We start from the raw sequence: 21,153 nt of genomic DNA, 5'->3' as shown, positions 1-21,153 counted from the left end.
GCCGTGGCCGGGCCCCTAGCTTCGGGAAACGTCCCCCTCACAGGAGGTTTCCCTTGCCAGCAAGAACTTTGGCGGTCTGCGCGACCGCACTCGCCCTGGCCATGTCGGCCGTGACACCGGCGTTCGCGGTGTCCGGTGGACAGCCGGTGTCCGATCCGGCGACCGCGCCCTGGATGGCGACGATCGCCAGGAAGGGCACCGCGCCGCTGGTCCAGCGGGAATTGTGCGGCGGTGTGCTGATCGCGCCCGACCGGATCGCCACGGCGGCGCACTGCCTCGACCACACCGATCCGACCAACCTGGAGGTGCACGTCGGCGGCGGCACGCTGTCCACCGACCCCGGGCGCATCGTGCCCATGAAGGGGTTCACCACGCACCCCGGCTACCGGTTGATCTCCCCGCCCGGCAGCCCGGGCGACTTCGCCGGCTCGGCAGCGGCCGATGACGCCGCCATCATCGAGCTGGCGCGGCCGGTCCGGGGCGTGCCGGTACTGCCGGTCGCCCGGCACACCCCCGCGCCAGGCACGCCGGTCGCCGTCTTCGGCCACGGTCAGACCGGGCCCTACGACCCGCAGAACCCGTCGAGTTCCTACGGTGATGCGCTCAACGTCGGCAGGATGAGCGTCCTGGACCACGCGAGCTGCGACGAGCAACTCGCCGGGGTGGTCGACGCCGCCTCGGTGGTGTGTGCGCAGGCCGCGGGGACGACCATCTGTGCGGGCGACAGCGGCGGTCCCCTGGTCGAATACGGGGACGAAGGCCCGGCACTGGTCGGGCTGACCAGCTTCGGTGGCGAAGTGCGGAGCAAGCAGTGCGGGCAGGACGCTCCCGGTGGCTTCGCCGAGGCCGCCAAACTGCGTTCGTTCCTCACCCAGCGGCATCCGGTGCTCGCGCCGAGGCCGACCGGCGAACCCGCCATCACCGGCACGAAGGCGCCCGGCTCCACGCTGACCTGCCAAGCGGCCGGGTGGGCCGGCCGCGCCCCCGACTCGGTGACGTACACCTGGGATGAGGGGCTGGTCGACTCCACCGGCTTCGTCACCTACGTGCCGATCAAGGGCGCTCCCCTGACGCCCACGCTCGCCCTGAACGCGGATCTCGCCTCCCACAGCCTGTTGTGCGTGCTGGTCGCGCAGACCCGCGGTGGCGTCGTGGAACTGGTGTCCGACCCGCGGTAAGCCCCACAAAAAGAACCACTGTTCTGCTAGTATCGAGACAAGCAGAACAGCGGTTCTTTTTGTGGGAGGTGTGATGCCCCGGCTCACCGATGCGCGCAAGGAGCTCCGACGTGCGCAGATCACCGAGGCGGCGGTGCGGTGCTTCGGTCGCAACGGTTTGGAGCGGACGTCGATCACGGACATCACGGCCGAGTCCGGGCTGTCCACCGGGTCGATCTACGCGCACTTCCGCAACAAGGCCGAAATCGTGCAGGCCACGGCCCGCGCGACGCTGGCCCAGCGCGCGGAGGTGCTCGGCGAGTACGCCCGGGACGACAACCCGCCAGACCCCGACGAACTCCTCGCCCGCATGACCTCGGTCATCGATCCGGTCGAGGCCAGGTTCGGGGTGCAGATCTGGGGCGAGGCGACGACCAACCCCGCCATCGGCGCAATCGTCGTGGACATGATCGACCGGCTGCGCGCGATGGTGCGTGACTGCGTGGCGTCGTGGCTGGTCAAAGCCGAAGGCCACGAGCCTGCCGAGGCGCGGGAAAAGGCCGCGCCCATCGCGCACCGGGTGCTGGCGCTCTACCTCGCTGAACTGCTCCGCATTGCCCTGCCAGGTGAAGGAGAACTGTGAAGACCATCGTCTACCGCGACAACGGCGGCCCCGAAGTCCTCGAACTCGTCGAGCGCGATGTGCCCGCGCCCGGCCCCGGTGAGGTCCGCGTCCGGGTCGCCGTGTCCGGCGTGAACCCGACCGATGTGCAGGCCCGCGCGGGAATGGGGCACGCCAAGAACTTCCCGGAGATCACCCCGCACCACGACGGTGCGGGCACGATCGACGCCGTCGGCGAGGGCGTCGATCCGGGGCGTGTGGGCCAGCGGGTGTGGTTGTTCATGGCCGCTGCCGGACGGCCTGCGGGCACCGCTGCCGAGTACACCGTCGTGCCCGCCGAGCGGGCCGTGCCGCTGCCCGACGACGCCGGGTTCGACGTCGGCGCCGCGCTTGGGGTCCCCGCCCTCACCGCGCACCGCGCGCTCACCGTCGCCGAGGACGGGCCGCGCCGGCTGGCGCCCGGTGCGCTCAAGGACAAGGTCGTGCTCGCCGCGGGCGGGGCCGGCGCGGTCGGACACGCCGTGATCCAGCTCGCGCGCTGGGCGGGCGCGACCGTGATCAGCACCGTCAGCAGCCCCGGGAAGGCCCGCTTGGCCGCCGCCGCGGGCGCCCACCACGTCGTCAACTACCGCGAAAGCGACGCCGCCGCGATCCGCGAGATCGCGCCCGATGGGGTGGACGTCATCGCCGAGGTCGCGCTCGGCGCGAACCTGGAACTCGACCTGTCGGTGCTCCGCTTCCGCGGCACGCTTTCCGTCTACGCCAACCAAGGCGGTGTCCCGGTCGAACTCGACGTACGCCGCACGATGGTGCTGAACACCCGCTTCCAGTTCCTGGTGCTCTACACAGCCGGACCGGAGGTGCTCAACGCCGCCATCGAGGACGTCACCGCGGCCGTCGCCGACGGTGCCCTGCCCGTCGGCGAGGACCACGGTCTGCCCCTGCTGCGCTTCCCGCTCGACCGCGCGGCGGACGCGCACCGGGCCGTCGAAAGCGGTGCCGTCGGCAAAGTCCTGGTGGACCTCCCGTGAGCCTTCCCCGGAGCACACCGGCCGAGCAGGGCGTCGACATGCGCGGGATCGACGCGTTCCTCGATGCTCTGGCTCCGCTGCCGGATGTCGAGCTGCACAGCCTGATGGTGGTGCGACACGGGCACGTCGTGGCCGAGCGCTGGTGGCAGCCGTACCACCGCGATTCGCCGCGGTTGCTGTATTCGCTGAGCAAGAGCTTCGTCTCGACGGCCCTCGGCTTCGCGGTGGCGGAGGGCCTGGTGGACCTGGACGCCACCGTGCTGTCCTACTTCCCCGGCTGGGACAGCCTGGTGACCGACCCGCGGTCGCGGTCCACATTGGTCCGGCACGTGGCGGCGATGGCCAGCGGGCACGCGGACGAGCGGGAGGCGCAGGCGCTTCGGGCCGGCAACGGTGATCCGGTGCTCGGCCTGCTCCGGTTGCCGCCCGAGTTCGAGCCGGGCACGTTCTTCGCCTACAACCAGCCCTGCACGAGTGCCCTCGCCGCGATCGTGCGCAAGGTCAGTGGCAGCTCGCTGACGGAGTTCCTGACGCCCCGGCTGTACGAGCCGCTGGCGATCGACGTCCACGGCTGGGCGCGTGACGAGAACGGTGTCGAAGCCGCGCATTTTGGACTGCACACCACGACCGAGGCCATCGCCAAGCTCGGCCAGCTGTACCTGGACGACGGCGTCTGGCGGGGAAAGCGGTTGCTGCCAGCCGAGTGGATCGCGGAAGCCACGCGGGCACAGGTGAAAACCGACGGTCCCGACCCGGACTGGCGGCAGGGTTACGGCTTCCAGTTCTGGGTCAGCAGGCACGGCTACCGCGCCGCGGGCGCACACGGGCAGTTCGCGCTGGTGCTCCCCGAGGCCGACGCGGTGGTGGCGATGACCGCCCAGAGCCCGAACATGCAGGCGGTGCTGGACGAGGTGTGGACGCACCTGCTCCCGGCGTTGATGGCGGAGCGCGGCCCGGCGGGGCCGTGGCCGACGCTGTCTCCGTCCCTGCCGGTCCCGCCGGGCACGGCCGGTCCGATCCCCACCGGAAGGTATTCGCCCAGACGCGGCAAGGAGTTCCTGCAAGCGGTCGACCTGAGCGAGGACGCGATCACCCTGCTCGACGACGGCCCACCGGTCACGGCGTCGCTGGGCACGCCGGGCAGTTGGACGACGAGCGGTACCCACGCCACGGCGTACGCGTGGTCCGGGGAGGTGCTCCAGGTGGACGTGATCTTCCTGGACACCCCGCACCGGATGCGTGTGACGTTGGATCCGGGGGATGCCACCTTCGAGGCGGTGTGGCAGTCGCCTCTGGTGGCGCCGCAGCCGTTGGCGAGGCTGGGCATGCCGCGTGAAGTTGGGGCTGTGTAAGGGAAGAGGAAGCGTGCGAGACTGTCGTTCATGTCCACAAGCCGGGGCCGTATCGCTGAGCTGGTCGAACAGATCCACCAGGGCCGACGCGTGAAGTTCCTCCACTTCTGGGGTCATCAGCCTGAACGTGACGGCAGCATCGGGCGGGGATGTCTCAGCCAGTGGTGGCCGGCCCCGTTCACCGTCGACGGCAAGACGTTCCCGACAGCCGAGCACTACATGATGTGGCGCAAGGCGATGCTGTTCGCCGATCCGGCCAGTGCGGAGCAGATCTTGCAGGCGCCTCATCCTCACCGGGCCAAGCAGTTGGGCCGAGGTGTGCGCGGCTTCGACGAGCACGAGTGGGAGGCCTGCCGCTACGACATCGTGGTCGAGGGCTCCATCGCCAAGTTCAGCCAGCACCCCGAACTGCGCCGTTTCCTGGTCGGAACCGGCGAGCGGGTGCTGGTGGAGGCCAGTCCGCGCGATTCCGTCTGGGGCATCGGACTGACCCAGGACGACCCGCGAGCCAACGACCCCGAACAGTGGCAAGGCCTGAACCTGCTGGGCTTCGCCCTGGCCGAAGCCCGAAACGCGCTCGCCGGGCTGACGTGATCACGCTCCCGCCGGACAAGCACCCTGGCGGCACGGGTGACGATCTCGGCCCCGCGAATCCGCAATCACAGGTCGGTGGCGCGGGGATGCCGGGGTTCGTAGAGGCCCACTTGACTGCCACCGGGTAGCGGGATCCGGCCCAGGCGCCCCCATCGGGCTTCGGTGACCTCCGCGCACGTGACGCCTTGGCGGCCAGTTCGCTGATCGTCACGTCCAGATCGTCGCACATCAGGTACAGCTCGTGAGAAGCGTCGGCCTCGGCGGGGTGCACGGCGACCTCACCGGGCGGAAGCTTGAAGATCAGCCAGCCGCCGCCGGCGTCGACATGCGGGTAGTCGAGGACCTCACGGAAAAACGATCGGTCAGCTTCCGCGTCGTGGCTGTAGATGATGACGTGCGCTCCAGAGATGCCCATGCGACCACCGTCGCAGCCAGTTGTCTCGAAGGGGAGAGTGGGCCTAACGCTTCAGCATACGAACCAAACGATCTTGGTCGAAGGCCCTGAGATCACGATCCGCCCGGTGGGCACCCGACGTCTTACAGCGGGTGGTTCCCGATGAGCGGCGAAGCAATCATCATCGGGCTGACCGCGCCGCAAGCCGACGGGCTGGCCTGCGTGAGGTGCGGAGCTGACTACCTCCGCGTCCGGGTTCCGCATGTGCCGGTGGGCCGGTCGGTGACCGGTTCGCAGGTGTTCGCCTGCCTCGGCTGCTGCCCGGACGACGTACGACGCGCGGCGGGAGGTGTGCTGCGGTGAGCGCCACGGCAACCGCTCGGAAGGACCGCGCGCTGTGGGTGCAGTGCGCTTGTACCGCACTGGTGGCGCTTGGCGCGGCGTATGCCTCCTACCGGCACGGCCGCGAGTTCGCCTTGCGGTTTGGTGCCGACGAGGCCACGGCGGCGATCTGGCCGTTGATCGTGGACGGCATCCTGACCACGGCCACAGTCGAGCTGTGGAAGACCACCGGCCACGGCCGCCGCGCCGGTGGCCGGTGGGCGGCCTGGGTGTCCTTCGTGTTCGGGATCTGCCTTTCGCTGTGCGCGAACGTGGCGGCGGCTCCGGAGTTGAGCGTGTTCGCCGTGGCGGTGGCGGCGTGCCCGCCGCTAGGACTGCTGCTGGCGGTCGAGTTGCTTAATCGCGCGCTCAAGCGGCACCGCGCCGAGACCACGAACGAGACCAGCACCGAGACCGCCGAGACGGGCGAGATCGGCGACGAGACCGGGGCGGTGGTGCGTCTCGCGGTGGTCCCGGACGAGGCTCGGCCGGCCGAGCCGACCGCCGAGCAGCGGATGTGGGCCTACTACGTGACCGAGCGGGCCAAGGGCCGCACGCCGACCGGCGCGGAACTGGACCGGATCGCGGGCACGAACAACTACGGCCGCAAGGTGCTGCGGCGCTGGCGGCAGGTTGGGCACCTGCCACCCGCCCTCGGCGACCCACGCGGCCGTGGCGAACGACCGGCGCGGCTGGAACCGGCCTACTCCTCGTCGGAGGGGGTGGTGGTGTGAGTTCGGCCCGCTCGCGCCTCGTTGAGCATCTGTTGGGCGAGTTTGAATGCGCGGGCGGCGTCGTCCCATGCGGGTGAGCGGGGATCGGCGTGCGCCGGGATTGTGTCGCCGCTGATCAGCTTGAGGATCTGGTTCGCCGCGACGACGGCCTGTTCGGCGGCGGCGAACCCGGTCAACCACTGGTCGTTGGCGCCGTCGAAGGCAACGTCCGACAGCCGGTCTTCAGCCCAGCGCAGTTCCCACCGCGCCGCCGCGCGGGCGTCCTCGCCAGGGAGTTCGATCGTGCCGGGCATCGCGATGTACCCGCAGTCGGGGGTCTCCGGGATGTCGGTGGCCAAGGCCAGCAGCCGCCCGGTTTCCCGGTAGAGCAGGCTGAGCAGGCCCGCGATTTCCAGGTGACCGCGCACCTCGTCCGGCCAGCCCTCGGACTCGATGTGCCGGGCTACCAGGTCGGGATCACGCCCGATGCTGCGTACTGTCGCCCGCATCCGGTCAAGCATGGACAAGGCCACACCCCCACACCCTTTCACTCATCGCCAAGCTCCCGTGGGCCGATCATGTCAGCGTCGCGACGCGGCCGACCGCACCCCGGCTCGGCCAGTCGGGTGATCCACACAGGGGCCACGTGCCGTGTCCGGGCGAATGCCTATCGTGGTGGTCGTGACGCACAACGTGACGCAGGCCAGGCGGCCCGACCGGACCATCTTCCACTTCCACGAACTGAGCGAGTTCGTAGACAGCGCCACGGCGTTGCACTTCCCCGACACCACGCCCGTCCGTTGCTTTGCCGGCTGGGACGGCAAGGTGAAACGCCTAGAGACCGTGGTCGAAGACGCCCGCGACACCGCGAGCGACGATTCGCCCGCCTCCCCGCCCGCGAACTCGGGCGAGGCCAGCCCCAGCGACACGGAGAAACGCACGAGCGTCACGCAGAAGCCCACCGGCCCCGAGGTGGAATGGCGCCGTTGGGGTCGTCGGCTCTCCGCTCGCGTGCTGACCTTGGGCGATGTCCGCGCGCTGATCGCCCGTGCCAACGAGCTGGGCCTGCCCACCTACCAGTACGCCGTCCGCGCCTTGCCCGTGGATCGGTCCTGGCGCGGGCATGTCTACAACATCTCCGTAGAGCCCTACGCCTGATGGCCCACCCAACCTCAGCCGCGATGGAAAGGGATCATGTGACGGTCCAGGACGTGTACCTGCTCGCCCTACACGAGCCGTACCAGTCCCCGCAGCACCCGGTGCCGATCAACGCCACGATCGTGCACGCCCTGACCTTGCTGCACCCGGCCGTGCCGCAGCCAGACGGCGGCCGGATGTACCGGTGCCTCACCGAGTTCCCCGGCCGCACACCGGGCGGGGTGGTGCCGCTGTCCACGTTGACCTTCGAGCTGGACGGCGGACAGCTATGGCCGCAGGTCGCCGACTGGGAACAGGTCGTTGACGCGGTGGTGCACATCGCCCGCCACCAGGGCTGCGACGCGATGCCGATGGGCCTGCCGCAACTCACCGCCGTCCTGGTGGGCGGTGGCCCGACCACCGTGCACGAGCTGCACCACCCGGACGGCTCCCGCTCCCAGGCCGGCCCGGTCGAGCGGCAACAGCACCTGGACGAGCTGACCGGCCATGTGCGGCGGTTCGCCGCGGAAGGCCCCTTCTGGCCCGGCGACAACCTCGTCACGCCGCCCCGCGAACCGCGCGTGCTGCCCTACAGGCCGTACCGCAGCAGGTAGCCGGGAACCGCCGTTTCTTCCGGCTGTGACGGACCGTCGTCGATCAAGCGACTGCCGTGGTTGTGCCGAATCGGCGGGCCGTAAGCTTGGCATGTGACGGATCAGTTGACGGTGGCAGTGGGACGGCGTGCAGCACGGGCGATCTTGATCGACGATCTCGGTCGGTTGGTGTTGATTAAGCGGACGAAGCCGGGGCAGGCGCCGTACTGGACCGCGCCCGGTGGCGGTGTCGAGGACACTGACGCCTCGGTGGAGGCGGCTCTCTACCGGGAGCTGGCGGAGGAACTAGGCGCGAAGGCCACGGATGCCTCGCAGGTCTTCCTGTTCAGCTCGCCGTCGGAGGGTGGGGTCGCTGTGCAGCACTTCTTCGTGGCGCGGCTGGCCAGCCTGGACGAGTCGGCCCGGAGCGGCCCGGAGTTCAACGACCCGTCGCGCGGCGGGTATGACCTGGACCGGGTTGACCTTCGAGGAGACGATCTCGCGTCGATCGACTTGAAGCCGACCGCGTTGAAGGAGTTCATCCTGTCCAACCGGGAGGCTCTGCTGGTCGAGGCGGGGGCAGCCGCCTGAGCTGCGACTACGTGCCCCACCGCAGGTACGTCGGGGTGGCGCGGCCGTGCAGCGTACGCAGCGTGCCGTGGTCGGTGCCGAGGGTGTCGCGCAGTGCTGTGGTCTCTCCGGGCCACTTGGCGTGGGCGAGTTCGTCGAAGGCGAGCACGCTGCCCTTGGTGAGGTACGGCCGGACGGCGTCGATGGCGTCGCGGGTGGGTTCGTAGAGGTCGAGGTCGAAGTAGGCCAGGGCGATGACGGTGTGCGGGTTGTCCGTCAGGTAGCGCGGGAGGGTTTCGCGCACGTCGCCTTGGACGATCAGGGTGCGCCGGATGTGGCCGAGGTGTTCGCCCTGCTCATGGGCGTCGAGCACGTCGCGCAGGTGGTGTGGGTAGCCGTCGGTGAGCGCGAACCGGCCGGCGACGGCGCTGGGGCCGGTCGTGTCGATGTCGGTCACGTCGGGGAAGCCGGTGAAGGTGTCGAAGCCGATGATCCGGCGGTGCGGGTTGTACGGCTCGTACACGCCGCGCAACGCGGTGAGGGCGGCGAGGTGACGTCCGCGGTGCACGCCGAACTCCATGATCACGCCCGGCACGTTGAGGATCATTCGGTAGAGCGCGTCCAGGGAGAGCAGGTCGGTCAGCGGCTGCCTGCGCAGGTAGAGGGCCAGGTTGTCGATCAGTTCCATGGGTGGGATGGGGCTGTCGGCCAGGAGGCTGGCGAGGCGGTGGCGGACGGTTCGCTCGTGGTCCGATTCGTGCGGCAAGATCCGGTCGTCGGCTTGATCATTGATCACGTGGTCTCCCTCGGTGGTGCCCACAACTGGGCGGGGGCAAGGCGGAAGTCGCTGGCGTAGCCGAAGATGTCGGCGGGGTGGCGGTAGCCGAGGTGCAGGGCGGCGACGGCGCCGATGAGCAGCCGGTGCGACACAATCAGCACCGGGCCGTGCTCGGTGGCGAGGTCACCGGCGATGGTTGCGGCTTCGAGTGCGCGTTCGGCGAACGCCCGGAGGCTTTCGCCTCCGGGCAGGGCGCTGTCCGGGTTGTCGGCGCGCTGCTGCCGCCAAGCGATGTAGTCGGGCGGGTACTGGTTCGAGGCGAGGCCCAGCACGCAGTACGGGGCTCGCCATTCGGCGAACGCGCTGATCGGTTCGGCAAGTCGGCTGTCCGACGCGCGGGCGACGAGGGCGGCAGTCTGGCGAGCGCGGCGCAGTGGGCTGGATGCGATGAGTGCCGGTTGCCAGCGATGTTTGTGCAGCTCGCGGGCGGTCAGTTCGGCTTCGACGGTGCCTGCGATGGTCAGTGGACTGCCGGGACGGGCGTGAGCGCCGGGGCGGCAGAGCCCATCGTCGCAGGTGCCGTGGCGCATCCAGAGCGCGGCGGGGGTCATGTCATGCACCAACCCCCGTCGATGGTGAGGCACTGGCCGGTGATGAACCCCGCGTCGCGGGAGGCGAGGAAGTCAACGGCGGCGGCGATGTCGTCGGGGTGTCCACGGCGTTTGACGCACTGGCGGTCGAGCTGTCGGGTGATCATCGCGTCGTGGTCTGGGACGACGGCGTGTTCGGCGGGTACTTCGATGGAGCCTGCGCGGACGCAGTTGACGGTGATGCCGTGTGGTCCGAGTTCTCGGGCCAGGGCGCGCACGAGTCCTTCCAGACCGCTCTTGGCCGCGATGTAAGCGGCGAGGTCGACACGGCCGAGCTGGGTAAGCACCGAGGACACGGTGATGATGCGGCCGTGGCCGCGCGTTGTGAGGGACGGGGTGACGAGCTGGGCACACGCCGCGTGCGTGACCAGATTGACCTCGATCTGCTCGCGGAAGGTGTCCAGGTCGAGGCTGGTCCAGGGGATGCGCGGATAGGCGCCGGCGTTGGACACGAGGACTTTCAGCCGTTCGGCGGCGTGCTCGACTTCGTGTGCGAGCGTGTCCATCGTCATTGGGTCGGTGAGATCGCCCGTGATCGCGACTGTGGCAGCGCCGCGTTGTTCGACGGTGGCGAGCACGTTGTGCAGATCGGGGTCGTCGTGGAGGTGCGTGAGGATGAGGTCGTAGCGGTCGGCGAGGCGCACGGCGATCGCCGCGCCGATGCCGGAACCGGCTCCGGTGACGATGGCGACGGGACGGGCCACGGTCAGTTGACCTCCGCATCTGATGGTGTGAGGGCGAGGAAGTCCGGCAGTGTGGTGTCGGGGTCCAGTGCTTGGGCGAGTAGGGCCAGCGACAGCGCAGTGTCGCGGCGTTCGAGGCCGGCGAGGTGGTAGACGGCGAGCAGCCGCATCACCAGGTACGGGCGCATCCACGCCATCAGGTCGTCGATGCCGAGATGGCACGCGATGGGCCGGATGATCTCGTCGAGGTAGCGGCGCAGGACATGTCCGCGGGCTCGGCTGGGCGTGTGCCGATAGTCGATCACCAGCGATGAGCGGGTGTGTTCGACCTGGACGACGGGCTCGGCGAGGCTCGCCGGGGCGAGCGATGAGGGGTGGTCGTCGAACGCGGCCGGGTTGTAGTGCGGGGTGAGCCATGCGCCGTGGAGGCGTTGGTAGAGCAGGAAACACGCGAATTCGCCGGGTAGCGCGTTGAGTCCTCCGGTGTCGTAGTCGAACCACACCGGTCCGCCTGCGGGCGACCAGCCGATGTTGATGTCGGTGGGATCGCCCTGGGTGATGGCGGCCCAGACCGGGCTGTGGCGGGCGAAGTGGACCCGTAGCCTGGTCATCAGTTCGGCGAAGTCGACGGCGTGCTCGCGGCCGTTGACGACCAGTCGCACGTCTGCCAGATCCTGTGGGCGGACTCTCCGCGTTCCGTTGGTGATCGGCCACGGTGCGTTGGATCTGTAGTACTGGTCGAGGCGGCCATCGGGAGCGGCGCGGTCGCCGTAGAGCTTGCTGATCGTCTCCCCGTTGGTCGTGGGGCGAAGGGTGTTGCCGATGACGTGGCGGTAGTGGTGGAACACGGCGGTCAGGCAGGTGTCGAGCCGCGCCAGGTCGCCCGTGAGGTCGGCGTGGGTGATCTCGTCGAGCAGCAGGCCGTGATCGTGGCCGAGGTACGGCCACCGGTCGTAGACGAGCACGGTCCAGCGGGCGGCTCGTCGCGCGCCACGCAGCCCCGGTATCGGGTAGAACTCGCGGATGCGCGCGTGTCCTGCGCATTCGGCGCGGGCCTCGTCGTGGTTCGGGTTGGCCTTGACGAACAGCGCGTGCCCGGCCCAGTCGACGTGCCAGGTGTGGTTGGCCGTGAAGCGTCGGTGGTTGGTGATCCTCAGCATGAGCAGTCACCACCAACCGGCGAGGTCGCTCGCGAACTCAGCGATGATCTCCGCCGGGAGGTCGGCGAGGCTCGCCGATCGCGACCACAGCGCGTCGTCCAGGTGGTCGCGCACCGGGCAGCGGTCGGCGAGGGCCAGCATCTGGGAGAACGTGGTGGCGATGGCGTGGTGACGTGCGGTCCCGGTGGTCCACTTGGTGTGGGCGTGGCGACCGTAGAGCCCGATCACGTGCGGGCCGGTTCCGTCCGGGCGTTCGGTGAGTGCGGCGAGATGGGTCAGGCCCGTGTCGTTGCCGATCACGACTTCGGCTGACGCGAAGACGTCCAGGCAGTCCACCGCGTCCAGCCCGACCAGAACCTCGATGCCCTCGAAGGTCATAGGCTCGGCATCGCTACTGGTGATCAAGGTGAACGTCCACGGCGCGGGGAACCGCTGGACGAGGACAGCCGAGATGCGGGCGAAACCGCTTGCGCCGTAGTCCTTGCGGCTTGGCAAACTGGTCGCCGAGACGAACACGACGTGGAACGGTCGTGCCTGCTCGCTCGATCTGAAGGTTGGAAGCGGAGCGCGGTCGGCGGGGAGCCGGACGCCGAGGGCTTGTTCGGCGGCGAGGTAGTACCGCATCGGCAGAGCGGCGTGGACCTCAACGAGTTCGTCGTCCAGGATGTCCAGCCACGCCTGGGGTCGTTCGGGGATCGCGTGGAAGGTGAATCCATTGCCGTGCCTGGTGTAGACGGTGTGCGGGCCTTCGGTGAGGCTTGTGCTCAACGGCAGCCGGCATCGTTGCATCAGGCGTGGACGTGGTCCCTCGTAGTGGAGTTCGGCGTCGCGTCCGGTCCCATCGGCGAGGGCCTGAACAAGTCCGAGCGCGAGCAGCACATCACCGAAGCCGCGGTCACCGAGGACCACTGACCAGCCGCGTTCGCCGATCACGTCCGCGCCGCTGGTGTAGGAGGGGAGTTCCCCGGCCGCGCGCCGAAACGGCAGCGCGCGGGCCAGGGGTGCGTGGTGGCGGGGGACGATGACTGGCCCGCCGCGTTGCAGCGTCACCGGCTCGATCGTCCACGGGCTCACAGTCGCGTGAGGGTGCACAGCGGTACTCCGAGCGATTCCAGCAGCGGACGGGCGTTGCCGGTGGTGTCCTCGATCAGGCACGCGATGCCGGTCACCTCCACGGCTGACTCGCGGAGCACCGTGACCAGGTTGGCCAGCGTGTTGCCGGTGGTGATCTCGTCATCGACGATGAGCACGCGGGTTCCCGCGAGGTCGCCGTAGGTGAATACCTCGGTGCGGCGGGCATGGGGTTCGGTGAAGCGCCGCTTGTCGGGCAGGTCGAGGTCGAGCTTCCAGGCCAGTCGGTACGGCAGGTCGCTGGCAAGTGCGACGGCGACGGTGGGCAGGATGCCGCCCGCGTCCAGTCCGAGCAGGAGGTCCGGGGCCGTGGACTCCGGGTGGCGCGACCATGCGTCCCACAGCGCGCCACCGGTCCGTAGCAACGTCGCGGGGTGGACCTGGTCGAGGATGCCGTCCAGCTCGTGAACGATCCGGACATCCCGAGTCTGCGGGGGCACGCCGAGACGGCGGACGCGCCGGGCCTGGTAGGCGAGGTCTTCGGGAACAGTAGTCATTCGCTGGTCCTCACGGTGGTGTGGTCGAGTCGGTCGAGGTAGGTCAACAGTCGGTCCGTCGCGTCGACGAGTTGTCCGCGCAGGACCGGGTCGCCGGGGCGGCGGATGAGGTCGGACAGTTCAGGCGGTGCGCATTCGGCGGCGGGGTGAAGCTCGCGGAACGCGGTGAGCACCTCATCGGCGTCGTGGAGGTCGTGTCCGTCTGCGCGCAGGAGGATCTTGGCGAGTAGCACCAGGTGCTTGTGCACGGCGCGCACGTCCGGCTGATCGGCGGCGAGGAGGCGGCGGGTGGTCATCAGCACGAGTCCCAACTCGCCCCGGCTGGTGCGATCGCCGTGTGCGGCGGCCGGCACCGGCAGCAGATGGTCCGCTCGCCGGTAGAGCACGCCGACCCCTTGGGCGGCGCGGCGCAGCGACTGCACGACGCGCGGTGGCACCCGCAGCGCGTCGATGTCGGCGGTAGTGAAGACGCTGAGGCCGACCTTGATCGCGTCGGGTGCGGGAAGGGTGCCCGCAACGTCCCGCAGCCACGCGGCGGGCGCGGTGTCACGAACCACGAGCAGATCAAGATCGCTCCACCCGTCCCGCCAGCTCGTGGTCCCCGTGCTGCCGGTCGCGAGCACGAGCGCGACCTGCTCGTCACACACGTGGTCGACGGCCTGCCCCAACCACCCGCTCTGGGTCACCGGCCCACTCGCGTGGAACGTCACCCTGGGCAGGTCCACGGTCGACGCGATTCGGCTCACGGCGAGCTTGAGTGCGCTCAGCGGCCCGGAGTTGTCGATGAGGTGATCGGCGATCTCGGCGATCCGGTCCGCTCCGCGTTCGCGCTTGGTCGCGTCGCGGCCACGCAACCGGGACTCGCTCTCCGCCGCGCGGCTCGCCCGGACGGACATATCCGCATCGACGTAGACGACCTGGCAACGGTCACCCCAGACCCGTTTGAGGTGCGCGGTCGCCTCGAAGCGGTGGGCACTTTCCAGGCTGATCGTGCGCGCCTTGGTCGTCTCGGCGAATCGCAGGATTTCGTCGGTGAGCCGCTCCGCCTGCTCCCGCTCCGACCAGTGCTCGTACGGGTCGACGACTCCAGCCCGCATGGCGGCGACTTCCACCAGGTAGCCGATCTTCAACCTGGTCACGCCGTGCTCGTCGCGCAACAGTTCGCCGACTGTGCTCTTGCCGCTCTCGGACATGCCGCCCAGCACCCACAGCCGTTCCAACACGTCGTTCGGCAGCGGTTCCACGTTGACGCCCGCGTCAGCCAGGTGGCTCCGGAGCGTTCGCTGGACATCCAGGATCGGGGCGTCGCCGAGATCGAGCACGGCGTGGTAGTCCCCGCGTTCAACCTGGATGGTCAAAACCTCCGCGAGCGTGCGCTGGTAGGCGGCGTACCGTTCGTTGGCTGGCTTCGGCTCGCGCCGCAACGCCTCGGCCGCTTCCCGTGTGGGGTCACCGGACCGGCGTAACAGCACGTGGACTTCGCGCCGAGGTGCGGCGACCGGGAGATCGGCCGCGAGGCGGTCCACCAGCCGGAGTGCCTTTGTCGGGGACAGTCCGTCCTTGAGCGCGGCGGTGGCGGCGCAGGTCGCTCGGAGCATGGGTAAGCCGCGGTCTTCCAGGGCCAGCGGTCCGCTCGCGTCGCGGCGGGCGACGTGGCTGCCCAGCATCAGTCCGACGTGCTCGGCCGTGGAGGAGCCGACAAACCACCAGTGGGCGAAGTCTTCGGCAGCGACCTCGCGCCATCGGGAATCCCAGGCATCCACAGTACCCACAAGGTGGGCGTCGGGCATCCCACGGTGCAGCCAGGCGAGTTGCGTGGTCTTCCCGACGTTGTCGACGCCGTTGAGCGACACCGACAGGTGTTGATGTGCCTCTGCGGTCACGGTGCGCTCCGGTAGGTCTTCAGGAGGCGCCACGCCGGGAGCCGTCGGTGGCCGGTGGCGACGTCGCGGATCAGGTCGTCGTAGGCGTCGGCCAGCTCGGCGAGCTGCCGCAGAGCCAAGCGGGCTCGATCGCGGGCATCGTTGGTGTTGATCAGGCTGTTCGCACGGACCCACGCGATCGCCAGGCGGTCGACCACCGAGCCGAGGGTCTCGGTGTGCAGGGAGGCGTCCGCGCGGCTGTGGACCTGGGCCGAAACCCACTCGTCGATCCGCTCCACCAGGGCGACACGTCGGGCGTTGAGGTCGTCGATGAGCCGCTTGCTCTCGGCGATGGCCTCGGCGGACGCGCCGGAAGCGCGGCTGACATCCTCGGCCTGCCACTGCTGCTCGTGTTGGGCCGCCAGCTCGTTCGCCGTGTCGAGGACGAGCTGGCCGGGATGGTCTCTGCTGGTGGTGTCGCGGAACGCCTCGATGATCGACGCGGATCGTGGCAGGATTTCTCGCACTCGCGTCACGTACTGTGTGGCCTGTTCACCGCTATCAGCCATGATCGGCACCTCCCCTTGGGTCGATGTGGGCGTGGGTGCGCCTGCGCCGAGGGCGGTCGGGGCATCCTCGGCGCAGGCGCGGCTTACTCAGGTGAGGCTGGGTCGCGCACCGCCGGCTTGACGGCTCAGCGACGCGACCAGCACTCGTTGAACCTCGGCCGAAGCGGGCAGCGCCCAGCCGACGATGTGCGGGGGCACCCGCCAGCGATACGGCAGGCCATCACGCACCGTTGGAGGGATGGGCAACCACGCCCCGCTCGCGTGCAACTGCGCATGTGCGTTCGCGGCCAGCTCAGGGCGCAGCGGTTCATCGTCGCTGCGCACGAAGAACAACCACGAACCGAAGGGTGTGACGGCGACCGGACCACGCCAGGCCGGCGAGACCTGTCCCAGCGCGCGTTGCCCGTGGACGGCGGGTACCTCAACCCCGTCGACCCCGGCTCCGCACGCCAGGAGCACCGAGTACGGCCGCCGTGTCCACCACTCCATCGCCACGTCCGGGTTGGTCGTCGTGGCCATTTGCCACAGCGCGGCGACCGGTTCCAGCCCGGCCGCGCCGGACCTGCCCAGCCAGGCCCCGTGCTCGGCAAGCTGGTAGGTTCCCGGCAGCACGGGCCAGCCGTGCCTCGCCAGGTCGACGGCGGCGGCGCGCGTTTCGGCCCAGGCAAGTCCCGGAATCCCCGGCACGAGCGGCGCGATCTGCGTTCCGTGAGCGGCGCCAGCGCGGTCGTTCATCGGTGTTCACCCCTCGGTTGACCTGGTGTAACGGCGTCTACGAGTTCACCAGGCAGCAGGGACGAACACGACCACAGCAAGTACCCACAGTTGGGCCAGATCGGGGACATTGGGGGGACATTCCTGATCTGCGGGTGCAGCACGCCCTACCGTTGATCCTGTGTCACCCGACGAGCCCCGCATACCGAACACCGTACTGATCGCTCTGCGCGAGCGGGGCGGGCTGTCCCAGCAGGATCTGGCCGACGAACTGACCAACCTCGCCACCCGGTACGGCAAGCACCCCCAAATCACGCGCAAGACCATCGGCCGATGGGAGCGCGGCGAAGTCGTGTGGCCACAGCCCTTCTATCGCCGACTGCTCGCCGAGTTCTTCGGTTGCGCGGGCGACGAACTCGGTTTCCGCAGGCCGCGCACGGTCCGACCCGAGCAGGACCAGACCGAGCCCCTTCCTGCGCCGCTCACGTTCGCCACCGTGCCCACAACTGCCGACCCGCATCTCGAACGCGACCAGGACGAGTGGCGCCAGGTCCGTTCGGCCTTGGGCAAGCATCGCCGCGACCTCGCTGTGCTCGCCGAGTCGCTGTACCGCGACCATCGCGTGCCGGGACTGAAGAACACAGGTGTCATCAGCGCGCCCAACTGGATTCCTGCCGAGCCCGTCCCACTGGACGAGATCACACTGACACTGGACTCCGTAGTCGCCGAGCCCACCGTCACCGGAGAAGAACCCGAAAGCGCCCCGGTTCGCCCGCTGGCCACCATCGACGCCCGATACCGCCGCTACCACGACGCCATCCGAGACCTCGCCGCGCCACGCCTGTTCGAGAACCGGTTGTGCTTCCGCCTGCTCGGACTCGACTGGACCCAGCCGAGCCTGCACTTCGGGCAGATGGGTTTCTTCGACGCGGTCGACACCAACGAGGCGCTCGCCCACGAATTCGCCGCCCACCACCTCGCCATCGACAACGACCGGGAAACCGTCATGCCGCGCGCCTCCATGCGACGGCTGACCTTCCGCAAGCTGATCTCAGACCCGTTCAACCTCGGCCGCCGACCGCTCATGGGTGCGATCGGCACCCTGACCATCAGGGGCGGCGACAGCCCCAGCGTTGTCCTTCACCAGCGCGACTCCGCCAGCGTCGCAGGCGGCGGCGGTATGGCGCACCTGCTGCCCGCGGGCATCTTCCAACCCTCCTCCGTCATCCCGGCCGCCGTCGCCGCCGACTTCTCGATCTGGCGCAACATCCAGCGCGAGTACGCCGAGGAACTGCTCGGCCATGACGAGTACGACGGCTCCGGCAAGCCGATCCGATACGACAAGCTGGAACCGTTCACCACGATGGACAAGGCGCTACGCGACGGTCACATCCGCGTGTTCTGCCTCGGTGTCACGCTGGACGCGCTCACGCTTGCCGGCGACATCCTCACCGCCGCAGTCATCGCACCGGACACCTACGACGAACTGTTCGCCAACGCCGTCGAAACCAACTCGGAAGGCACCATGCCCGCGCGAGCCTTTCCGTTCGAGGAAAACACACTGACGTGGCTCCGCGAGTCCAAGCGACTCTCTCCGGGGGCAGCGGCGGCGTTGCACCTTGCCTGGAGCAATCGCAAGGTCCTGCTCGCCTGAGTCCGCAAGCACGGGCAGCCGGTGGGCCACTCAGCATGTCAACAGCAGGCCACCGACCGGCCAGTGAGCGGGCCACCTATGACTGGCCCGCTGACTGACTCAGTGTGGTTCGCTGTTTCCGCAGATCAATAGCCCTACGGACCAGTCAAGCGCCTCACCCGACACCTGTAGATCCGACCGTCGAGACCAGGAGCGCGATGGCCGCGCACGGCGGTGCCGATACCCGGTGCAGCTCGTGCGGGCGACGGGTGGGCTGTGGGTAACAGCCTGGTCTCAGTCGGGTGCGTTGGTGTCCAAAATCGGGCGAAAAATCGGCCTTTATTAGTGCAGGGGTTTCCGGCACACTGGAAGGGACGGTCGATCATGGTCACCACCCGCCGAAGGCGGCGAGATCACCGATCACAACGCGCCGGTCACGGCGAGATCACTCCACGGTCACAATCCACCGGTTTTCGGTCACGTTTGGGTCACGGGCCAGGATTTTGGGGCCGAAATTCGGAGTTCAGGGGTGCCGGGGATCTCTCGGCTGCTCCGGCCGGAAGGTGGTGGTGATCATGGTGGACGGTGCTGACCGTGCTGGTGGCCGTGGCGTGGTGGGTGCGGATGGGTTGGCGTCTCGTTCCGCGTCTGGGTCAGCGCAGGCTCGGCGTTCTGAATCCGCCGACCAAAACGCCGAGGCCGCTGCTACTAAACCCGCTGGTCAGCGGTGGTATCGGCGGGAGCGGGCGGAAGGCCGACTGAGGAGTGATCCTCACCTATCCACACATCGGGGGCGCGCGGGGCGCGGCGGCCGGCGGGCCGGGGAGCCTGACGCGGGCCTGTGGTTCCGCCTGGTCGACCGGGACCGGCGCCTACTGGCCCTGCTGGCCGAGCACAAGGTGCTGACCACCAACCAGATCGCCGCGATCGAGTTCCTGTCGGTGCGCCGCGCGCAGGATCGGCTGCGGCACCTGCGGGAGCTGGGCGTGGTGTTCGCGTTCCGCGAGTCCTATCTGCGTGGCGGGACGAGCCAGACCCGCTACGCGCTGGGCTACCTCGGCGCGCGGCTGATCGCCGCGCAGCGCGCGGAGCGCCCGCCCGCGCCGAAGGCGTACACCGAGAGCCTGGAACGGCTGGCGCTGTGGCCGAAGCTGGAGCACCAGCTCGGCGTGAACGACTTCTTCTGCACCCTGGCCGCCCACCGCAACCCCGCCCGGCTGCGCGAGGCGGGCCGCGACGGTGAGGTGGACGGGCTGACGCAGTGGTGGTCCGAACGCCGCTGCACCGAGTTCTTCTGGAAGTACCTGGGCGGCGGCCGGGAAACCCGGCTGCGCCCGGACGGGTATGGCTGCTGGGAAGAAGACGGCCGGACGGTGCGGTTCTTCCTCGAACACGACACCGGCACCGAATCGCTGACCAAGGTCACCGGCAAGCTCGCCGACTACGCCGCCTTCCCGACCGACGCCTTCGGCGTCCTGCTGTTCTCGGTGCACTCCACCCGGCGGGAGATCGCCCTGCGCACGGCGCTGCGGCGCGCCCTCGGCGGTTCCGAGCCTGGGTTCGTGATCGCCACCGCGGCCCGCGACGACAGCACCTTCGGCCACGCCGACGGCCCGGCAGGGCCGATCTGGGGCCTGTGGACGCCGCAGGGCGGCGATACCGTGCCGCGCCGGTACCGCTTGGCCGAACTGCCGCAACGTGGCCCCTCCGTCGAACACAGCGCCTCGAACACCGACCAGCCGTTCAACGAGGCGGCGCTCGACCCGAACGACCGTGAGATGTCGCGCCGCATCGACACACCCCAGCCCGAACCAGCCGACCCGGCGGGCTATGTGGACGACGATGACGACCTCGGCGACGTGACGCTCTACGACGACGCGGACGATGACGTATACCGCGCGCCGACAGCCCCGGCTCGGCCGGACGTCCACCGGCCACGACGAACACGCTGGGCCGCCTGAATCCCTCTCCTCGCAGGGGGTTCCCGCGCGCTTCCGACTGCCCGGAAGGTGGTGACCAACGATGACCTGATCCGCAGGAAAGACAGCGACGACGGCCGCACCGGTTCGCTGGTTCGGCCCGTCGCCTTTGCGCAGCACGGAAATCTGAACCCGCTGTACGTCGAGCTGTCCACCGTGGTCCCGCATCTGGCGAGACCACACCGGGACGCCGAGACAGGTCGAGACGAGACACCAAGACCGCAAGCGAGACCGGCGAGACACGCAGTCCCGCACCTTGTCTCGCGGTCCCGGCATTGGTCTCGGCGAATGTCTCGGGTGGACAGTGGGAAGGGTTCAGTCAACCGGTGATCGCTGGCCCCGGCGGGTGCCCGAGAAATGTGATGAGGCAGTCGGGGAGTCGAAGCGGCACAATGGTTGGAGCAGTTCAGACCCCAGCCGGTCCTTGAATCGCGCGTAGCGGCGCGGCCATCACCCCCACCACGAACCCTCTACTGTGGAGGCTTCCGGGGTGCTGGTGACCAGAGGGCCGGCGGGTCCTGCTGATCGACGGTTGCCCAGTGACCGCCCGACAGCCGCCCGCGACCTCCCGCCATCGAGTGCGGGCTCGCGAGCACCCGAGGTGCACCATGCCCCAGCACACACCCGACCACGCCCAACACGACCACGAACAGGACAGCGGTGGCGATGACGCCACCGTGCTCCCGTTCCGCCCCACGCGATCAGCCACACAGGACACCTGGCGCGTGGAGCGGATCGACACCGAACCGATAACCGCCCAGCAGTACGACCTTGCCGTCACCACCCTGGCCACGCTCATCGGCCAATGGAGAAACAACTACGAGAACCCCGGGGAGGGCAACGAAAAAGCTGCGTAGAACAGCACTGTTCCGCTTCCCTTACCGTGCTTGATGAGCGATAATGGAAGCACGACACACCGCCCGTGAGCTGCGGTTATAAGTCGACGTTAGTAG

Annotated in this window: 24 protein-coding genes; 14 read left to right on the top strand and 10 right to left on the bottom strand. The window is 69.2% G+C overall.

Annotated features, from left to right (window positions below):
- Positions 1–53 precede the first annotated feature (53 nt).
- The 7 genes from ABFX51_RS13840 (at position 54) to ABFX51_RS13810 (ending at position 6,265) form a co-directional block, all read left to right on the top strand.
- Positions 54–1,178, top strand: coding sequence for a S1 family peptidase (locus ABFX51_RS13840; protein ID WP_143249866.1), 1,125 nt, complete (start codon positions 54–56; stop codon positions 1,176–1,178).
- A 73-nt stretch (positions 1,179–1,251) separates the two neighbouring features.
- On the top strand, positions 1,252–1,800 hold the full coding sequence (locus ABFX51_RS13835; protein ID WP_091508116.1) for a TetR/AcrR family transcriptional regulator: 549 nt from the start codon (positions 1,252–1,254) through the stop codon (positions 1,798–1,800).
- A complete protein-coding gene (locus ABFX51_RS13830) occupies positions 1,797–2,810 on the top strand; it encodes an NADPH:quinone reductase (protein ID WP_346053902.1) in 1,014 nt (337 codons plus the stop codon). The genes ABFX51_RS13835 and ABFX51_RS13830 overlap by 4 nt, the downstream gene beginning before the upstream one ends.
- Complete coding sequence (locus ABFX51_RS13825; protein ID WP_346053901.1) at positions 2,807–4,162, top strand: serine hydrolase domain-containing protein; 1,356 nt, start codon at positions 2,807–2,809, stop codon at positions 4,160–4,162. The genes ABFX51_RS13830 and ABFX51_RS13825 overlap by 4 nt, the downstream gene beginning before the upstream one ends.
- Positions 4,163–4,192: 30 nt before the next feature.
- The gene (gene ybiA / locus ABFX51_RS13820; RefSeq protein WP_346053900.1) at positions 4,193–4,756 is read left to right on the top strand and encodes a riboflavin biosynthesis intermediates N-glycosidase; all 564 of its coding nucleotides are present in this window, start codon (positions 4,193–4,195) and stop codon (positions 4,754–4,756) included.
- Positions 4,757–5,312: 556 nt separating this feature from the next.
- The gene (locus ABFX51_RS13815; RefSeq protein WP_346053899.1) at positions 5,313–5,513 is read left to right on the top strand and encodes a hypothetical protein; all 201 of its coding nucleotides are present in this window, start codon (positions 5,313–5,315) and stop codon (positions 5,511–5,513) included.
- On the top strand, positions 5,510–6,265 hold the full coding sequence (locus ABFX51_RS13810; RefSeq protein WP_346053898.1) for a DUF2637 domain-containing protein: 756 nt from the start codon (positions 5,510–5,512) through the stop codon (positions 6,263–6,265). The genes ABFX51_RS13815 and ABFX51_RS13810 overlap by 4 nt, the downstream gene beginning before the upstream one ends.
- On the opposite strand, the gene ABFX51_RS13805 is transcribed toward ABFX51_RS13810, so the two are convergent.
- The gene (locus ABFX51_RS13805; protein WP_346053897.1) at positions 6,235–6,753 is read right to left on the bottom strand and encodes a hypothetical protein; all 519 of its coding nucleotides are present in this window, start codon (positions 6,751–6,753) and stop codon (positions 6,235–6,237) included. The genes ABFX51_RS13810 and ABFX51_RS13805 overlap by 31 nt on opposite strands.
- A gap of 172 nt (positions 6,754–6,925) precedes the next feature.
- On the opposite strand from ABFX51_RS13805, the gene ABFX51_RS13800 reads away from it, so the two are divergent.
- The 3 genes from ABFX51_RS13800 (at position 6,926) to ABFX51_RS13790 (ending at position 8,565) form a co-directional block, all read left to right on the top strand.
- Positions 6,926–7,402: a hypothetical protein gene (locus tag ABFX51_RS13800; RefSeq protein WP_346053896.1), complete on the top strand. Its 477-nt coding sequence runs from the start codon at positions 6,926–6,928 to the stop codon at positions 7,400–7,402.
- Positions 7,403–7,425: 23 nt separating this feature from the next.
- Positions 7,426–7,995: a hypothetical protein gene (locus ABFX51_RS13795; RefSeq protein ID WP_346053895.1), complete on the top strand. Its 570-nt coding sequence runs from the start codon at positions 7,426–7,428 to the stop codon at positions 7,993–7,995.
- Positions 7,996–8,088: 93 nt separating this feature from the next.
- A complete protein-coding gene (locus ABFX51_RS13790; RefSeq protein WP_346053894.1) occupies positions 8,089–8,565 on the top strand; it encodes an NUDIX hydrolase in 477 nt (158 codons plus the stop codon).
- A gap of 7 nt (positions 8,566–8,572) precedes the next feature.
- On the opposite strand, the gene ABFX51_RS13785 is transcribed toward ABFX51_RS13790, so the two are convergent.
- The 9 genes from ABFX51_RS13785 to ABFX51_RS13745 form a co-directional block, all read right to left on the bottom strand.
- Positions 8,573–9,232, bottom strand: coding sequence for a TylF/MycF/NovP-related O-methyltransferase (locus ABFX51_RS13785; protein WP_346053893.1), 660 nt, complete (start codon positions 9,230–9,232; stop codon positions 8,573–8,575).
- A gap of 104 nt (positions 9,233–9,336) precedes the next feature.
- Positions 9,337–9,933: a histidine phosphatase family protein gene (locus ABFX51_RS13780; RefSeq protein WP_346053892.1), complete on the bottom strand. Its 597-nt coding sequence runs from the start codon at positions 9,931–9,933 to the stop codon at positions 9,337–9,339.
- Positions 9,930–10,676, bottom strand: a complete 747-nt coding sequence (locus ABFX51_RS13775; RefSeq protein WP_346053891.1) for an SDR family NAD(P)-dependent oxidoreductase — start codon at positions 10,674–10,676, stop codon at positions 9,930–9,932. Before ABFX51_RS13775 ends, ABFX51_RS13780 begins: the two co-directional genes overlap by 4 nt.
- 2 nt (positions 10,677–10,678) lie before the next feature.
- The gene (locus tag ABFX51_RS13770) at positions 10,679–11,815 is read right to left on the bottom strand and encodes a hypothetical protein (RefSeq protein WP_346053890.1); all 1,137 of its coding nucleotides are present in this window, start codon (positions 11,813–11,815) and stop codon (positions 10,679–10,681) included.
- 6 nt (positions 11,816–11,821) lie between these two features.
- Positions 11,822–12,694 carry a glycosyltransferase family 9 protein gene (locus ABFX51_RS13765; RefSeq protein WP_346053889.1) on the bottom strand — a complete coding sequence of 291 codons (873 nt, stop codon included), beginning with the start codon at positions 12,692–12,694 and terminating at the stop codon, positions 11,822–11,824.
- 191 nt (positions 12,695–12,885) lie between these two features.
- The gene (locus ABFX51_RS13760; protein ID WP_346053888.1) at positions 12,886–13,443 is read right to left on the bottom strand and encodes a phosphoribosyltransferase; all 558 of its coding nucleotides are present in this window, start codon (positions 13,441–13,443) and stop codon (positions 12,886–12,888) included.
- Positions 13,440–15,326 (bottom strand): hypothetical protein, encoded by a 1,887-nt coding sequence (locus ABFX51_RS13755; protein ID WP_346053887.1) that lies wholly within the window; start codon positions 15,324–15,326, stop codon positions 13,440–13,442. The genes ABFX51_RS13760 and ABFX51_RS13755 overlap by 4 nt, the downstream gene beginning before the upstream one ends.
- Positions 15,323–15,874, bottom strand: coding sequence for a DUF4254 domain-containing protein (locus tag ABFX51_RS13750; RefSeq protein ID WP_346053912.1), 552 nt, complete (start codon positions 15,872–15,874; stop codon positions 15,323–15,325). The genes ABFX51_RS13755 and ABFX51_RS13750 overlap by 4 nt, the downstream gene beginning before the upstream one ends.
- 87 nt (positions 15,875–15,961) lie before the next feature.
- Positions 15,962–16,609 (bottom strand): bifunctional DNA primase/polymerase, encoded by a 648-nt coding sequence (locus ABFX51_RS13745; protein ID WP_346053886.1) that lies wholly within the window; start codon positions 16,607–16,609, stop codon positions 15,962–15,964.
- Between the two features lie 160 nt (positions 16,610–16,769).
- On the opposite strand from ABFX51_RS13745, the gene ABFX51_RS13740 reads away from it, so the two are divergent.
- From ABFX51_RS13740 to ABFX51_RS13725, 4 genes are all read left to right on the top strand, one after another.
- A complete protein-coding gene (locus ABFX51_RS13740; protein ID WP_346053885.1) occupies positions 16,770–18,242 on the top strand; it encodes a helix-turn-helix transcriptional regulator in 1,473 nt (490 codons plus the stop codon).
- A 564-nt stretch (positions 18,243–18,806) separates the two neighbouring features.
- Positions 18,807–18,983, top strand: a complete 177-nt coding sequence (locus tag ABFX51_RS13735; RefSeq protein ID WP_346053913.1) for a hypothetical protein — start codon at positions 18,807–18,809, stop codon at positions 18,981–18,983.
- A gap of 77 nt (positions 18,984–19,060) precedes the next feature.
- Positions 19,061–20,182 carry a replication-relaxation family protein gene (locus ABFX51_RS13730; protein ID WP_346053911.1) on the top strand — a complete coding sequence of 374 codons (1,122 nt, stop codon included), beginning with the start codon at positions 19,061–19,063 and terminating at the stop codon, positions 20,180–20,182.
- A gap of 626 nt (positions 20,183–20,808) precedes the next feature.
- Positions 20,809–21,057: a hypothetical protein gene (locus ABFX51_RS13725; RefSeq protein ID WP_346053884.1), complete on the top strand. Its 249-nt coding sequence runs from the start codon at positions 20,809–20,811 to the stop codon at positions 21,055–21,057.
- The last annotated feature ends 96 nt before the right edge of the window (positions 21,058–21,153 follow it).

The sequence above is a fragment of the Amycolatopsis dongchuanensis genome, from assembly GCF_039542405.1.
GTDB classification, from domain to species: domain Bacteria; phylum Actinomycetota; class Actinomycetes; order Mycobacteriales; family Pseudonocardiaceae; genus Amycolatopsis_E; species Amycolatopsis_E sacchari.
Note: the sequence above shows the minus strand (reverse complement) of the source record. Positions and strands in the feature narration are given on the sequence as shown.